This is a genomic window from Butyrivibrio sp. (assembly GCF_015056685.1).
Taxonomy (GTDB): domain Bacteria; phylum Bacillota; class Clostridia; order Lachnospirales; family Lachnospiraceae; genus Butyrivibrio.
Genome location: NZ_SVFW01000027.1, coordinates 12,829 through 28,062, shown reverse-complemented (window position 1 = coordinate 28,062; position 15,234 = coordinate 12,829). Strand labels below are relative to the sequence as shown.

Annotated in this window: 15 protein-coding genes, 1 pseudogene and 1 riboswitch; of the genes and pseudogenes, 14 read left to right on the top strand and 2 right to left on the bottom strand. The window is 41.0% G+C overall.

Annotated elements, in window-relative coordinates; all coding sequences use genetic code 11:
- Window positions 1-55: 55 nt before the first annotated feature.
- The 7 genes from E7303_RS10780 to E7303_RS10750 all read left to right on the top strand — a co-directional run bounded on the left by E7303_RS10780 (window position 56) and on the right by E7303_RS10750 (window position 9,313).
- A complete protein-coding gene (locus E7303_RS10780) occupies window positions 56-3,046 on the top strand; it encodes a glycoside hydrolase family 3 protein (RefSeq protein ID WP_292145287.1) in 2,991 nt (996 codons plus the stop codon).
- Between the two features lie 11 nt (window positions 3,047-3,057).
- A complete protein-coding gene (locus tag E7303_RS10775; RefSeq protein ID WP_292145286.1) occupies window positions 3,058-3,453 on the top strand; it encodes a hypothetical protein in 396 nt (131 codons plus the stop codon).
- A gap of 1 nt (window position 3,454) precedes the next feature.
- Window positions 3,455-5,830: a glycoside hydrolase family 2 TIM barrel-domain containing protein gene (locus E7303_RS10770; RefSeq protein ID WP_292145284.1), complete on the top strand. Its 2,376-nt coding sequence runs from the start codon at window positions 3,455-3,457 to the stop codon at window positions 5,828-5,830.
- Window positions 5,827-6,360, top strand: coding sequence for a hypothetical protein (locus E7303_RS10765; RefSeq protein WP_292145283.1), 534 nt, complete (start codon window positions 5,827-5,829; stop codon window positions 6,358-6,360). The genes E7303_RS10770 and E7303_RS10765 overlap by 4 nt, the downstream gene beginning before the upstream one ends.
- Entirely contained in the window at window positions 6,353-7,075 is a 723-nt protein-coding gene (locus tag E7303_RS10760; RefSeq protein WP_292145282.1) for a LytR/AlgR family response regulator transcription factor, read from the top strand. The genes E7303_RS10765 and E7303_RS10760 overlap by 8 nt, the downstream gene beginning before the upstream one ends.
- Before the next feature lie 5 nt (window positions 7,076-7,080).
- Window positions 7,081-8,358 carry an ATP-binding protein gene (locus tag E7303_RS10755; protein WP_292145329.1) on the top strand — a complete coding sequence of 426 codons (1,278 nt, stop codon included), beginning with the start codon at window positions 7,081-7,083 and terminating at the stop codon, window positions 8,356-8,358.
- 67 nt (window positions 8,359-8,425) lie between these two features.
- Window positions 8,426-9,313 (top strand): J domain-containing protein, encoded by an 888-nt coding sequence (locus tag E7303_RS10750; RefSeq protein WP_292145281.1) that lies wholly within the window; start codon window positions 8,426-8,428, stop codon window positions 9,311-9,313.
- A gap of 13 nt (window positions 9,314-9,326) precedes the next feature.
- Here the strand turns inward: E7303_RS10750 and E7303_RS10745 are convergent, their stop codons facing one another.
- On the bottom strand, window positions 9,327-10,259 hold the full coding sequence (locus tag E7303_RS10745; protein WP_292145328.1) for an ORF6N domain-containing protein: 933 nt from the start codon (window positions 10,257-10,259) through the stop codon (window positions 9,327-9,329).
- Between the two features lie 23 nt (window positions 10,260-10,282).
- Window positions 10,283-10,450, bottom strand: coding sequence for a hypothetical protein (locus E7303_RS10740; RefSeq protein ID WP_292145280.1), 168 nt, complete (start codon window positions 10,448-10,450; stop codon window positions 10,283-10,285).
- Between the two features lie 132 nt (window positions 10,451-10,582).
- Here E7303_RS10740 and E7303_RS10735 point away from each other — a divergent pair, with 132 nt between their 5' ends.
- The 7 genes and pseudogenes from E7303_RS10735 (at window position 10,583) to E7303_RS10705 (ending at window position 15,094) form a co-directional block, all read left to right on the top strand.
- Entirely contained in the window at window positions 10,583-10,897 is a 315-nt protein-coding gene (locus E7303_RS10735) for a helix-turn-helix domain-containing protein (RefSeq protein ID WP_292145279.1), read from the top strand.
- Between the two features lie 127 nt (window positions 10,898-11,024).
- A complete protein-coding gene (locus E7303_RS10730) occupies window positions 11,025-11,795 on the top strand; it encodes an inositol monophosphatase family protein (RefSeq protein ID WP_292145278.1) in 771 nt (256 codons plus the stop codon).
- 362 nt (window positions 11,796-12,157) lie between these two features.
- Window positions 12,158-12,769 carry a hypothetical protein gene (locus E7303_RS10725; protein WP_292145277.1) on the top strand — a complete coding sequence of 204 codons (612 nt, stop codon included), beginning with the start codon at window positions 12,158-12,160 and terminating at the stop codon, window positions 12,767-12,769.
- Between the two features lie 75 nt (window positions 12,770-12,844).
- Complete coding sequence (locus E7303_RS10720; RefSeq protein ID WP_292145276.1) at window positions 12,845-13,078, top strand: hypothetical protein; 234 nt, start codon at window positions 12,845-12,847, stop codon at window positions 13,076-13,078.
- 138 nt (window positions 13,079-13,216) lie between these two features.
- The gene (locus E7303_RS10715) at window positions 13,217-13,870 is read left to right on the top strand and encodes a metallophosphoesterase family protein (RefSeq protein WP_292145275.1); all 654 of its coding nucleotides are present in this window, start codon (window positions 13,217-13,219) and stop codon (window positions 13,868-13,870) included.
- A 47-nt stretch (window positions 13,871-13,917) separates the two neighbouring features.
- A pseudogene (locus tag E7303_RS10710) lies at window positions 13,918-14,157 on the top strand (rhodanese-like domain-containing protein); the annotation flags it as partial.
- Between the two features lie 175 nt (window positions 14,158-14,332).
- Window positions 14,333-14,410: riboswitch (cyclic di-GMP riboswitch) on the top strand.
- Between the two features lie 114 nt (window positions 14,411-14,524).
- The gene (locus tag E7303_RS10705) at window positions 14,525-15,094 is read left to right on the top strand and encodes an Ltp family lipoprotein (RefSeq protein WP_292145274.1); all 570 of its coding nucleotides are present in this window, start codon (window positions 14,525-14,527) and stop codon (window positions 15,092-15,094) included.
- Window positions 15,095-15,234: the final 140 nt, after the last annotated feature.

Sequence of the window (15,234 nt, the reverse complement as noted above, 5' to 3'; positions counted from 1 at the left end):
TCAGATAATGTTGGCCACAGGAAGTATTTTATGTATTTATGGAGGTATGTAAAAAATGAGTAAACATTCCAAGTTATGGACTGGTTTGGCATCTGTCAGTACATGCTGTCTGGTACTGTCAAGCGTTGGATTTAACTGTATGTTGGGGTATTCGGGTACAGTTAATCAGGCTTTGGGGATTACTACCAGTAAGGTTGTAAATGATGGCGATACGTCAGAAGATACAACATATTTTGAAAGTGATTATGGCGAATTAAATTCTGAGAATCTTCAGACACTTATCCGGGAGACTTACGATGAGGCGGTTCAGGAAGAGGCAGAGGGAGCAGTTTTATTAAAAAATGATAACAACGCACTTCCACTTTCATCTGACGAAACAAGAGTAACTCTTTTTGGACATGCGGTTGCGCAGCCTTTATACAAGAGTTCATCTGCAGGTTCAAAGGCCTATGAAACTTCAGAGAGCATTGACCTGTACACAGCTCTTTCTGAGCAGGGATTTGAGATCAATGACACACTTTATAATGCATATGTTCAGTCCTCAACAGAAAGAGGAACTGGCAAGTATGACTTTTTAACTAATACTACAAGCGTATTATCAATGGGTGAAGAAGACATCTCTTTTTATACAGATGATCTTAAGGCTTCATTTGCCGACTACAGCGATGTTGCGATCGTAATGCTTGCAAGAGAAGGCGGAGAGGGAATGGAGCTGGCACTTGAGGACAGCTTTGAAGGAATCAGCCAGTTAGCACTTCATCAGGAGGAAAAAGACCTTCTGAATATGATAAAAGAATCTGGCGTATTCAATAAGGTGATCGTGCTGATAAACAGTGGCAATCCCATGGAGCTTGAGTGGCTCGATGAATATGGAGTTGATGCATGCCTCTGGATCGGTGAGCCGGGTCAGAGAGGATTTGAAGCAGTTGCACAGATTCTGAACGGCAACATCAATCCATCAGGATCACTTACAGATACATATGCTGCTAATTCACTTTCAGCACCAGCAGTTGTAAACGGAAGCTTCAATAACCAGACATGGGCTAATCTTGATGAAGTGCTTGCAGCTATAGATGATGCCGATGCCGGAATATCTTATTCAACAGTTCAGGCAGAAGGTATCTATGTTGGATACAAGTACTACGAGACAAGATATGAAGACAGCGTTCTCGGACAGGGCAATGCAACTTCATCTGTAGGTTCATCTTTTGGAAAAGATTGGAACTATGCCGCAGAAGTTACATACCCGTTTGGATATGGACTTTCATATACTACTTTTGAGAAGACCCTTGATAGCGTAACTATGAATGGGGACGAAATAACAGTTAATGTAACTGTTACAAATACAGGCGATGTTGCCGGTAAGACTTCTGTACAGATATATGCTCAGACTCCTTACGGAGATTATGAGAAAAAGAATCTGGTAGAAAAATCTGCTATCCAGCTGCTCGATTTTGGAAAGACAGATACACTTGAACCGGGTCAGTCACAGACACTTAGCATCACTTGTGATAAGTACCTTCTTGCAAGCTATGATTACACAAATGCAAAAGGATATATTATGAGCGAAGGCGATTATTATATCGCAATCGGTGATAATGCACACGATGCCCTCAATAACGTTCTTGCAGCAAAGGGCGCAGAGAAACTAACTGATGAAAACGGTCAGGAAGTAACAGGAAATGCAGCTAATGTATACGCATGGAGCGAAGCATTAGATACAGAAACCTATAGAACTTCACAGTACACAGATGAAGTTGTTACAAATCAGTTCGAAGAAGCTGATCCTAATTACTGGCAGGAAGGCACAGTTACTTATCTGTCAAGAAACGATTGGGAAGGAACATATCCAACATCTGCTACACAGCTTACACTTAATGATGAGATGATCGAGCTCCTTGCAGGTAATTATTATGAAAAGAGTGAAGATGCACTTTCTGTAGCTGATTTCACTCAGGGCGATAACATAGGAATGCCACTTGCTGCACTTATCGGACTTGAATATGACGATGAGGCATGGGATACATATTTGAACCAGTTTACAATATCTGAGCTTACAAGCCTTCTGTCAGATAACTTTGGTACAACTGAGATCGCATCTGTAGGTAAGCCGGCCATTGTTGCAGGTGATGGACCTGATGGTGTCGGCGGTACATATAATGAGAGTAAGTACGGAACAAGCGTACAGGATACATGTTTCCCAACAGAGATAGTTCTTGCTTCTACATTTAATAAAGACCTTATGTACAACAGAGGCAAGCTCATGGCAAATGAGTGCATGTATCTCGGAATGGAAGAAGACTGGATGCCTGGTATTAACATCCACAGAACACCATTTGGTGGCAGAAACTTTGAATACTATTCAGAAGATGCAGTTATGAGTTATCTCTGTGCTATTCCTGAAGTTGTTGCTATGGAAGAAAGAGGCGTTCAGGCCGGTGCCAAGCACGTAGTTGGTAATGATCAGGAAAATAACAGAGAAGGTATCGCAGTATTCTTTAACGAACAGGCATTTAGAGAGACATCTCTAAGAGCAGCAGAGGGCGCTATAGCAGCAGCCGGTGGAAAAGCCCTTATGCACGGCTTTAACAGACTTGGTCTTGTATGGTGCTCAGAGAGTACAGCACTTTGCAGCCAGGTAATCGAGAATGAATGGGGATTTGTCGGACAGCAGGAAACTGACGCTGTAGCAGGTGCCGAGGGTACATATAAGTGGCATCTTACAAGTGCAGTTGCAGCCGGTGTAGACCAGTTCTGCCTTGATTTCTCCGGTTCAGTTGGAACAGCTGTAGCAAAGCAGATCACAGACACTGATGATGGAGACCTTCTGGCACTTGTTAGAAAGTCAGCACATGATTACCTGTATACAGTTGCAAACAGCAGCGTTATGAACGGATACAGCGTTGATTCTAAAATCGTATCTGTAACACCTTGGTGGCAGCCACTTATGATCGTTCTGATCGTAGTATTTGCTGCACTTGACATTTTGTTTATATTCATGGATCTGAAGAAACGCAGAACTGTAACTGAGATTGTTAAGGAATGAGGTGGACAACTATGAAGAATTTTTTTGCAAAAAAATCATATGGCTTTTATGCCGTAGTGCTGGCGCTTATTGTTGCAGTTATATCACTTGTCAGATACCTGGCATGGGCTCCTGCCCATAATGCCACAAATGCTCTTGTAGTGGCTGCACTTATAATAGGAATTGTATTAAATGTTATTGTAATGATCAGGGACGAGGACCTTTTGATTGTAGCTGCGACAGCTTGCTATTCATTTGCAGTCTTCAGACATCTGGCTGATCAGGTTGGATCATTCGTGGATGCATTTCAGGGCATTAACATGTTCGGAGATGCCACACAGGTCGGAAACATAGTGTCTATAGCAATTGTTATGGGCATTGGAGTGTTACTTACAATTATTAGTGGATTTTTAAGAAGAGAAGTTTAATATGAAGAGAATATGCTTAAATGACAACTGGAAATGTTTTGTTACAGGGAAAAGAGATACCGCAATTGATGTAACTCTTCCTTATGATGCGATGCTATTGGATGAAAAGGACGACGAAAGCGTCACAGGAGTTAACCTTGGATGGTATGTGCCACAGGATTACTCTTTTGAAAAGACTCTTTTGGCTCCAAAGGAATGGGCAGATCAGATCACAGTTCTGTATTTCGAAGGTGTCTATCACAAGGCAACTGTATATGTAAATGGCGTCAAAGCTGCTTATCAGGACTATGGTTACACCGGATTTTATGTGGATGTGACAGAGCTTCTGAAATATGGTGAGGACAACACTATTCTTGTAGAGGCTATTAATACTGATCAGCCCAATAGCAGATGGTATACAGGAACCGGTATCTACAGACCTGTATGGCTATACCAGATGCCACAAAAGCATATTCTCATAAATGGAATTAAGGTTGATACCCTGTCAATAGATCCTCCTGTGATAAAGGCTGCGGTTAGTACAAACTCTGAAGGCCAGGTGACATGCACCATAGCAGAACTTGATACAGAGGTAAAAGAAATAACTAACGCCGATGGTGTAGCTGAGATCACCATGGAGCTTCCAAAAGCAGAACTATGGAGCCCCGAAAATCCCAAGCTTTATGACCTTAAGGTGAGCTTTGGTGATGATGTCAGAACTGAACGTATCGGAATCAGAACCCTTGAATTCAATGCTAAAAAAGGCTTTGCCATCAATGGAAAAAGAGTGATACTCAGGGGCGCATGCATTCACCATGACAATGGTATCCTCGGAGCAGCCGGACATGAGTTCTCTGACTACAGAAAGATCAGACTCATGAAGGAAAATGGCTATAATGCAGTGCGTAGTGCTCACAATCCATGCTCTGAGGCTATTCTTAGAGCATGCGATGAAATGGGCGTCCTGATGATGGATGAGTACGTCGATGCCTGGTATATCCACAAGACCAGATACGACTATGCAACCTCAGTTGAAAAGAACTACAAAAAAGACCTGAAGTCCCTTGTAGATAAGGATTACAATCATCCAAGTGTGATCATGTATTCAACCGGTAACGAAGTTGCGGAGACAGCTCAGGCAAGGGGGATCGAGCTTTGCGGCAACATGACTGACTACCTTCATGAACTTGATCCTTCAAGACCTGTATCATGTGGAATCAATATCTTTTTTAACTTCTTAAGTTCAATGGGACTTGGCATCTACTCTGATAAAAAGGCGGAGCAGGAAGTTAAGAATGTCAAAAAAAAGAAGGCAGTTGGAAGTGAATTCTTTAATAACCTTGCCGGGATCCTCGGTGCAGATTTCATGAAGTTTGGAGCTACTCTGTATCCATGCGATGTACTTACAAGAGACGCCTTTGCAAGAATGGATTTTGCAGGGTATAACTATGGAATCAACAGATATGTCCATGATCTAAAGAAATATCCTGACCGATTGATACTTGGAAGTGAGACATTTTGCAGCGATGCTTACAAGTTCATGGAGCTTGCTGCAGATGAGCCCAGGATAATAGGCGACTTCGTATGGTCAGGTATGGATTACCTGGGAGAAGTAGGCGTCGGAAGCTGGGAATACCAGGACTATGCACCAGATTTTAGCCACGGAAAAGGATGGGTGGCAGCAGGTTCCGGAAGAGTTGATCTCACAGGTAAATCTCTTTCTGAAGCTGATTACACTCGCGTAGCCTTTGGACAGATGGATATTGCAATAGGTGTTATCCCTGTTAAATATGCTGCTCAAAAACACTCTCCATCCGCATGGAAAATGACAAATGCCATGGCCAGCTGGTCATGGGAAGGATGCGAGAATATGAAGACCAGGGTAGAGGTCTATGCCCGCGCATACGAGATAGAGCTTCTGTTAAACGGTAAAACTATCGGTAAAAAGAGAACCAAAAACGATTGCAGAGTAGTATTTGATGTTACCTATATGCCGGGTGAACTTAAGGCTGTGGCATACGCTGAAAATGGTAAAGTAGTTGCTTCAACGGTTCTTTTAACTGCAGGGGAAAAGACTAAGTTAGTAGCAGAACCGGAGCTTACAGCAATAAATAGTGACGGCGATCTTGCTTATGTTCGACTTAAATTTACAGATCAGGCGGGAGAGTTAAAGCCCATTGAAAGAGATCACATCAAGGTCAGCGTAACCGGTGGAGAGCTCATTGGCCTTGGCAGCGCCTGCCCGTATTATGAGGGCAGCTATCTGGATGATGTATGCGACACATACTACGGTGAAGCACTTGCTGTAATAAGACCTGTAAGTAAAGGAAGCATGGTGGTAAATGCAGTTTCACTTAATAAGAATCTGACAGCGTCGGCCACTGTAGAGGTAAGATGATGAATAGAGAAAAGATAAAGAAGTTACTATTTCAGTTTGTTAAGTTTTATCTCTTTTCTCTTTTGGTTACACTGCTTCAGTATTTACTGCTCACTTTTTTGCCCACAATAATTAATAACAACACAGATTGGTGTAGTATACCTTGTCAGCTTTTTAGGGTAAAATTGGGTATAGTAGATACGTACATTTTTAATTATCCGGTAACCGGAGATGAAACTGGTGGAATGGGATATTTTGCAGCCTTTGCGATCACTTTGTTTATTGCTCAGTGCGTCAATTTCCCAATGCAGAGAAATGTTACCTTTAAGTCTCACGGAAATGTTTGGTATCAGGCGATGTGGTATGTCATAGCATTCGTTGCAATAACAGTAGTGTGCAGCGTGCTGATGTCCATCTATGTTCCTGTTTGTAAGCAGTTCCTTGAGCCTGCTGTTTATAACATTCTCATAACTGTTATAAATGGCGGTGTGCAGATGGTGATATATTTCCCTGTTTATAAGATTATTTTTCCAGAGGTAGAAAGTGATTAAAATCGCTGTTGTAGATGACGATCTTAATGAACAGCAAAAATTATCAGATATGTTTACAAGACTTGGTGGAGAGATAGGGATCGACCTGTCTGTTGTTACGTTCTCAGACAGGGAGTCTTTCCTGTCCGGGTACGATAAGAGCTATGCGATGCTCTGTCTCGACATTGAGCTTAATACAGAAGATGATAGTGATAATGGAATTGAACTTGCCAAAAAGATAAGGCAGGTCGATTCTGATGTCATTATCATCTTTATTACTAATCTGGCTCAGATGGCTATCAAAGGCTATGAGGTCAGGGCTTTTGATTTCATAGTAAAACCTGTCAATTACGGTGATTTTGCCATGAAGATGAGGAACGCTCTTGGTTTTTATCAGGGGCACAGGTCAGAGAGCTTCAAAGTTCAGACAGAGCATGGCTTTGTCATGATCTCAAGTGACGATCTCTACTACATAGAGGTGAACGGTCACTATATCTACTATCACACTACCAATCAGGTTTACAAACAAAAAGGCACACTAAAAGAGATAGAGGTCAAGATATCAGAACTGCCATTTAAGAGGTGCAACAACTGCTATCTGATCAATCTTAAACATGTAAGCGGTGTCGATAAGGATGATGTAATTGTAGGCGGAGACAGACTTAAGATAAGCCGCCCCAAAAAGAGGGAGTTTTTGCAGGCAATTGCTGAATACATGGGAGGTAAGATTTTGTGAATACCATGTTTGAAATATGGGATCTAATTTCATATGCAGTACAGCTGATATTGGCCGGAACTATAGTGATCATTTTTAGTCCCAGGAAAAAATACTGGGGACTGCGCTATGCTGTTTCAGCAGCTCTTTTCATTTTGGTATCTCTTTTTATGAATCATTTTTCCAGGAATATCATGGAGGTAATAGGCTTTGTGGGCTACTGGTCCCTATACATAGCGGGCGTATTATTCCAGATATTCTTGTGCACAGAGTACAACATGAGGCAGGTTCTGTACTATTCCATTGTTGCTCTTGCAGTGCAGCATGTTGCCTTCGATATATGTGAGATCTTTGATGCGATATTTGGCAGAATACAGGTAATAGATATAGTTGTCTATATTCTTATCTATGGGATATTTGCCTTTGTTATCAAAAGAATCTTTGCCAAGATGGAAGCCAAGAGCTTTAAGCAGACAGATCTGGTACCAATCATAACGATCATGATGATCGTGCTATTTGTAAGTGTCATGTATAAAGGCAATACCTTTTATGACGTGGAGTTCTCCTGGAATTATGTATATTACAGAATTGTTGATGCTCTTTGCTGCGTATATATTCTGTGGACACAGGGTACAAGGCGGCTCAGCGAGTACTATGCAAGCGAGCTTGAGGGTATCAATAAGGCATTCATGATTCAAAAGGAGCAGTTCAAGATTAAGCAGGAAACCATCGACAGTATCAATAGAAAGTGCCATGATCTAAAGCATCAGATCGAGGCTATCCATCACATGGAGAAGGATAGCGACAAAGAGGCTTTCTATAAAGAACTGAAGAAAGATATCATGATCTACGACGTGGCCATAGATACCGGTAACGAGGCCCTTAATGTCCTGATGATGGATAAGGGGCTGTACTGCTGCGAACATGATATACAGCTAAGCTGCATGGCCGACGCGGGTTCCCTCTCATTCATGAAACTCGAGGATGTCTATGCCATATTCGGAAATGCTCTGGATAACGCGATCACAGCAGTTGAGAAGATAAGTGATAAGGAAAAGAGAGTTATAAATCTGAAGGTCCTTAATCAGAACAATATGTTCATGCTACAGCTTCAGAACTATTACAATGATGTCCTGTCATTTGAAGATGGTATGCCCCTCACAACCAAGACAGACAAGACCCAGCACGGCTTTGGCGTCAAGAGCATCAGATATCTCGCAGAGAAGTATGGCGGCACTATGACAGTAAATGCCAAGGACGGCATATTTACCCTACAGATATTGCTTCCAATAATGGAACGCTAATCAAGGCAAATTATTCAGAGGAACTGATCAGTTTCTTACACGAAAAAAGGATATCACATTAATCTGTATGACACTTAAGGAAGCTTACAAGATCCTCGGCGCTTCTAAACATGACGACGACCGTGAGATTAAAGCCAAATACAAAAAGCTTCTTATCCTGTACCATCCGGATTCTGATCCGACCAGGAAAAGAAATCCTGAGGACGATGATAAGATCAGGCAGGTCATTGAAGCTTACAAAAAGATCAAGGAGTATGAAGGAGAGCCCTACTTCGACACTTATGAGTTTACCTGGGATGCCTTTGAGAACAAGGCTGCATTCTCTGAGAGGAACATCTACGTTCAGTTCAAGATGTATGATGAGGAGCTGCCACTTTCCAAGATGGCCAGAGGGAGATTTGTCTGGGATCCTGATATGGAAGAGTTCAAGCTCTTTTCCAAGAGCGTTCTGGAAGCCTGCAAGGATATCATGACAGACTATAGCGCAAGGCTCACGCCTGATAAGGTAAAAGAAATCTTTCATCTCATGATGCAGGAGTATGTCCTTCCTGCTGATGCAGCCAGAAAGATTGGCAATAAGGTCCGTGAGGATAGAGACACAGAAGTATTCGCTTTCAATGGATTTGTAAAAGAAAATCCTGCAGATCCGAAAGCTTCTGCACCAACTATAGGGGAGCCTTTGAACATTTTTCTCCGAGAAGACAGGGCAGTTGTTGAAGAAATTGTGACAGGTAAGGTGCTTGGATCAGTATCTTTTGATGAGGATGAGCTTTACTACGTGGTCCTTCCACTTCTGGAAGATCCCAAAGTGCAGACCCATGCTTCGATTACCAAAGTTGAAAAGAGCCGTAGATTTGGTAATCGGATGAATGTAGTGATAGAGCTGATGATACCAAAGGACCTTAAGGATGTAGCTGTCTCAAACGAAAGGCAGATCAAAAGAAGTTTGTTGTAAGCAGGCTTATTATTCAAACCATTTTCAAGCGATTCAACAAATCTGCCACAACACCCGGATCATCTATCAGAGAAATACCGAAACACTTCTTTCCAGCGTCCTTTATTGACGCCCCTACATGATATACCATCATCCCATCCAGAATTATAAACCTGTCATGAAATGCCTGTGTTTTCTTTACCATCAATGTCGGATACTGTGCATTGAAAACGGAAACATCTCTGTTAGAAAGCTTAGCACTTGAATATGTATATATTTTTACATCAACACTATCATTTTTCTTAGATAAGATGTCTAGTGTATCAACATCAACATATCCATCAATCAGGATTATCTCCTTTTGTGCTTTTTGAATAATAGAGGCTATCAGACTAAATGCATCATAAATCTGGCCATCAAAAAATATCTTTTGCTCAGATTCTGCGTGATCATCAATATACCGAAACACTTTATCAAATTTCTCGTCCGCACTTCTCTGATATTCCAGTTGTTTCAGTTCTATATCCCTAACTTTCTCGAAAAGAAGAGCATTATTGGCTATAAAACGGCGCATCTCAACAAATGTGCTCATTATACGTATTGACACTTTAATCGCCACATTGCTCCGAAGCACGCCAGAAAGCATGGCTATCCCTTGTTCCGTGAACACATATGGTCTATATCTCCTGCCGCCTCTTCCGTTTAAGGCTGCATTATTTGACTTCAAAGCATCAAACTCTTCTTTCGTCAATTGAAATCTGAAACTCTCTGGAAATCTTTCTGCATTCCTAGTTACTGCCTGATTAAAAGCCTTGGTTTCAACCTGATATAGCATAGCAAGATCACTATCTAACATAACCTGCTGTCCTCGAATGACATAAACCAGATTTTTAATATCTTTTGATTCCGCTATAATCGGAATAATATCTTTTTTCTGTTGTTCCTGCTTTTGCACTTTTTCCTCCATGTTTGAGGTCACAAATTGTGACCTCAAACATTCTCATTTTTTTTCTTAGTCGCTTCGTGCTCTCGTCCGATTTGCTCGAAGAGTTTAACTATTCTTTCTGCTGCATCCCTTGCAATATCATCTACAGATCTACCATCCATATCTACGGACATGACAAATAGATTTTCATTCACTCGGATATTTTCTCCCATTTGTAAAGCCCTCCATTTACTTACATCTATATACCAATAGTATATTTTATATATTATATTGTTGCTTACTGCCAGTCAATACTTATGATATACTTATGATACAAAAACTATATTTCGTAAAGGAATAATTATATGAATGAAGATTATGGAAATCAGATAAAAGAATACAGAATCAGCCTTGGTCTTACTCAAAACCAAGTTGCCACTGCAATGAAAGTAACTCCAGGCTATATAAGCAATGTAGAAAACGGAAGAACTGCTATGTCACTTAGAATGCTTATTTATTATGCCAAGTTGATGGGGATTACATTAGATGCTCTTGTAGGGCAGCTAGAGCCCGAATACAAGAGTTCCGCTTTGGATAATGCTCTTTTACGTGAAATATCCAAGCTTGAAGAATCATCAAAGGAAAAACTTTTAAAGACCATAAAAATATGGAATTCCTAAAAAGGATTGGAGATCAGATGAGAAACTTGATTACACCGATAATCCAGAGCAGTCACGAGATTTCCATTTTGCAAAAGAGGAAAAGAGACTCCGCTATGAATATCTGAAGGATAGGTTAAAAGAAAAAATGCAAATAGATGAGATTATTGAAATAGTAAGAGAGGCCGGAAATATACTACTGACAGCAAAACGCCCTAAGGTGATGGAAAAGTCCGGACATGCAAATTTTGTAACTGAAACAGACGAGAAGGTTCAAAGATTCCTTGTGGAAAAGTTGAAGGCGGTGCTGCCTGAGGCTGAGTTCCTCGGAGAAGAAGATGGGCAGGATGTCTTTTCCGCTAAGATGGCAAACGGATACTGCTTTGTTATAGATCCAATAGATGGAACATCAAATTTCATCTATGCGTATAGACCTTCAGTTGTATCAGTGGGACTTCTCAAGGATGGAAAGCCATACATGGCCGTTGTCTACAATCCCTATGATGACATGATGTTCTCTGCGGCAGCAGGCCAGGGCGCCTACATGAATGGTGAAAAGATAATGTCATCAGAGGCACCACTTTCTGATCAGCTCGCATGCTTTGGAACCGCTCCTTACTACGAAGAATACAGAGACAGATCTTTTGACATTGCCAAAAGACTCCTGCCCCAGTGCGTCGATCTTCGAAGATCCGGAACTGCTGCATGGGATATGTGCTGTGTTGCTCTTGGAAGATGCGGCCTATACTTTGAACTGAAGATTCAGATCTGGGACTACGCGGCAGCAGCGCTTATCGCCAAGGAAGCAGGCTGCAGCGTGACAGACATTGAAGGAAATCCCCTTTCATACACAGGCGCTTCATCAGCACTATGTATGGGGCGCGGGGTAAAAGAAATACCGGATTGCTTTAAGAACTGATGAAGAGAGGAGAGTGAGAGTGGTTTTATGCCACTCTCTATTTTTATGGCTAATTAAGGAAAAGAATATTATCAACCTAAAGGACTGCAGAAACACCGCAGTCCTTTATTAAGGTGTGATTATAGGACACATAATCGATTAGCATAAAATCACATAAATAGAAAAGAAGATTCTTTAATGAAGGAAGGTGATTTCATGTTTCTTATATGTTGTATGGTTATAGCACTAACACCAGTAATGCTCGGGTTATATGGTGTGTTCCTTGTTCTGAAGATATTTTTTCTATCGGCATTAACAGGAATCGGGTATGTAGGTAGCTGTTCGGCGCTTTTGATAATGCAGTTGTTCAAGAGAAAATAAAAGTGACGAGAACGCTGGATGATAAAGAGATTGCTGGGGATGCAACTGTTGTGTTTTTCAGAAAGGATGCAGAAATTATGAGAAAAATAGTGATGATATTAACTACAATCGTTATCGTGGGATTACTTCTTGGCGCAACAACCATTCCGGCACGGGCGTATGACTGGCAGGAATACTACGAGAATCTGCGCGCAAAGAGAGAACAGCAGGAAAAAGAGTTTACGGAAAAATGGCTGGATGAACTCGAAGCTGATGGAAACCTTACACCGGAGGCAATCAAGGCAGCAGGCAAGTATGGTGAAGGAAGAGTTCCTAATCATAAGTCAACTGGCGGAAGCAAATCTGGAAGCTATGTTGGAGAAAGCTCTGGCACAACAACTTCTGGAAAAAGATGGGTATACTCAGCAGATGAGTTACATGTTATAGGACTTCCTGAAGGCTCCAATGGATATACGAAGCCAGGCTACTATGGCGATGTGAATGGTACATATTCATCTGACTACTCAGGATCAGGCAAAGGCTGGGTGTATTCAGCAGATGAACTTCATGTAATTGGACTTCCTGAGGGAGAGGATGGCTACACGCTTCCTGGATGGTATGGGGATATCGATTAACAGATATATAGTTGGGGCGGGGAATGATCATATATCATTTCTCGCCCTGTGCCATTTGGGAAAGGCGGTGGTAACATGTTAGCTATTTTTGAATTATTTCTTGCAATAATCATTGTTGCAGTGAGACATTATTTGAAGAATAAAGAAAAATATCAGGTAAAGATAAAAAGGATATTGTTGAAAGTTGTGGCCACATTATTAGCACTGCTTCTTACAATTACAGTGCTACTGCAAGAGTTGATTCAGCAGCTGCTCAACAAGATCAGCAATCAGGAAAAGAAACTGAAACAAATAGATAAGAGCAAATAGAGAAAACGAAGCAAAGACAATTGGAATTAATTATAATTATAAAAAAGAATGTTTTAGTAAAGGACGAAGATGGCATCAGGATGATTTATAACTGGGATTAGAAGAATGGATATACCAATATTAAAACGGAGATGAACAATGAGAATAGGAATTGTATCTGATACTCATGGACTTCTCAGGAGAGAAGTGATAGAAGGTCTGCAGGGTGTTGATCACATAATTCATGCAGGGGATATCGACAAGAAGGAAGTGCTCGATGAGCTGGAAAAGATTGCACCGGTCACTGCAGTAAGAGGAAATGCTGACAAGGATTGGGCAGTGTACCTCCCTGAGAAAGCACTTCTTGAATTTGAAGGTAATAAGATCTATGTGATCCATAACAAAGGAAAAATCGATGATTATATCGCTGACCTTCCTATTATTATTTATGGACACAGCCACAAGTATTCCCTAGTTGAGAAAAAGCATGGACAGATTTGGTTCAACCCTGGGTGCTGTGGGAAAAGAAAACCTGATCAGGAAGTGAGTTATGGAATTCTTGATATCTGTGGAAAGTATGATTTCTATTTTGAGAAGAAAATCATAAAGGTCGAGGGCAGTACCAGTTCTCTTCCGGAAAATATCGTCTCTATTATTTCCAAGACGATGAAGCTTGCTGACAAGGGAGCTTCTCACAAAGAAATAGCTGCGAAACTGAAAATATCAGAAGATCTTGCGGAACAGATTTGCCGGATGTACTTTACACATCCGGGGGTAGATGTTGCCGGGATTCTGCAGAGGATAAGCAATTGATTCTTACGTCTTCGCCACGTTATGACGGAGTCTATTTTATGGGAAAAGACGATGATCATATCGTTGTTGATGTTCGTAGAACGGATGAATATGCAGCTGGTCATATACCGGGAGCAATCCTGATTCCCAATGAGGAAATTGGAACTGAGCAGCCGGCGGAACTTCCAGATCTTGACCAGATAATACTTATATATTGCCGAAGTGGTAATCGTAGCAAGCAGGCATCACAGAAGCTTGCAGATATGGGTTACACCAATGTGTATGAGTTTGGCGGAATCATAGATTGAACCGGAGAAGTAGTTACGTGGGACTAAACTCTGTATAAAAAATGTGGATAATGGTGTGAATTTGGAGAGTGAGAGTGGTTTTATACCACCTAAGAGATTATAGTTGTTTTATAATATTTTAATTCAAAGTTTGTTTTAATAATTACAAGTACAAGATATAATGACAATCACAAGAAAATATAAAAGGTAAAACCGGAGTGATCCGGCGACACAAAGCTATAGGGACTTGAAATTAAGTTAGCCAGTTGCGGAAGATATGAATGAGCACTGCTGGCATGGCAGTGTTTTTTCTTTGAAAACATTTATATGCAATTGCGATATCTTGAAACATTTGGCAGTAACTGTGTAAAGTGAAAAGGAGGCGCGCATGGCAATTAAGAGAACAATTTTTGGTATCATTCTTTGTGGAATTCTATTTGTTCAGAATGGAGCTATTACATCTTTGGCCGCAGGATATGATGCAACATCATCGGTAGAGTTTATGACGATTTCAACTGCCAGCGCGGTAACAACTGGACAAAAGAATGCTCTTAGCAAAGCTAAGACATATCTTAAGATGATGGCTTTTTCACATGACGGACTTGTAGATCAGTTGATATTTGAAGGGTATACTGAAGAAGAAGCAAAATATGGCGCAGATAATTGCGGAGCCGATTGGAACGCGCAGGCTTTAAAGAAAGCTAAAGAATACCTGAAACTAATGGCTTTTTCTGCAAAAGGGCTGCAAGAGCAACTTGAATTTGAGGGTTATACGACAGAAGAAGCAAAATATGGCGTAGACAATTGCGGAGCTGATTGGAATGAACAAGCTAAGGAAAAAGCGGCTGAGTACTTAAAATTGATGTCATTTTCAAAATCAGGTCTTATAGATCAATTGACTTTTGAAGGCTTTTCTGCAGAACAAGCTGAATATGGTGTTACAGCAAATGGCTACTAATTTTTGAGATTATGAATGGGATAGCATGAAACTGTCCCATTTTTAATGCCACGGAAAGATTCTAGAGAGTGAAAAACTGCTTCCAATAATGATTAAAGTGATAAAATAGCTTATGTGACTAATAATAAGGAGGTCTTAAA

Excerpts from the sequence above, each read along its gene's own strand:
- E7303_RS10780 (WP_292145287.1), top strand. The coding sequence starts at position 56 with ATGAGTAAACATTCCAAGTTATGGACTGGTTTGGCATCTGTCAGTACA.
- E7303_RS10775 (WP_292145286.1), top strand. The coding sequence starts at position 3,058 with ATGAAGAATTTTTTTGCAAAAAAATCATATGGCTTTTATGCCGTAGTG.
- E7303_RS10770 (WP_292145284.1), top strand. The coding sequence starts at position 3,455 with ATGAAGAGAATATGCTTAAATGACAACTGGAAATGTTTTGTTACAGGG.
- E7303_RS10765 (WP_292145283.1), top strand. The coding sequence starts at position 5,827 with ATGATGAATAGAGAAAAGATAAAGAAGTTACTATTTCAGTTTGTTAAG.
- E7303_RS10755 (WP_292145329.1), top strand. The coding sequence starts at position 7,081 with ATGTTTGAAATATGGGATCTAATTTCATATGCAGTACAGCTGATATTG.
- E7303_RS10750 (WP_292145281.1), top strand. The coding sequence starts at position 8,426 with ATGACACTTAAGGAAGCTTACAAGATCCTCGGCGCTTCTAAACATGAC.
- E7303_RS10745 (WP_292145328.1), bottom strand. The coding sequence starts at position 10,259 with ATGGAGGAAAAAGTGCAAAAGCAGGAACAACAGAAAAAAGATATTATT.
- E7303_RS10740 (WP_292145280.1), bottom strand. The coding sequence starts at position 10,450 with ATGGGAGAAAATATCCGAGTGAATGAAAATCTATTTGTCATGTCCGTA.
- E7303_RS10735 (WP_292145279.1), top strand. The coding sequence starts at position 10,583 with ATGAATGAAGATTATGGAAATCAGATAAAAGAATACAGAATCAGCCTT.
- E7303_RS10730 (WP_292145278.1), top strand. The coding sequence starts at position 11,025 with ATGCAAATAGATGAGATTATTGAAATAGTAAGAGAGGCCGGAAATATA.
- E7303_RS10720 (WP_292145276.1), top strand. The coding sequence starts at position 12,845 with ATGTTAGCTATTTTTGAATTATTTCTTGCAATAATCATTGTTGCAGTG.
- E7303_RS10715 (WP_292145275.1), top strand. The coding sequence starts at position 13,217 with ATGAGAATAGGAATTGTATCTGATACTCATGGACTTCTCAGGAGAGAA.
- E7303_RS10705 (WP_292145274.1), top strand. The coding sequence starts at position 14,525 with ATGGCAATTAAGAGAACAATTTTTGGTATCATTCTTTGTGGAATTCTA.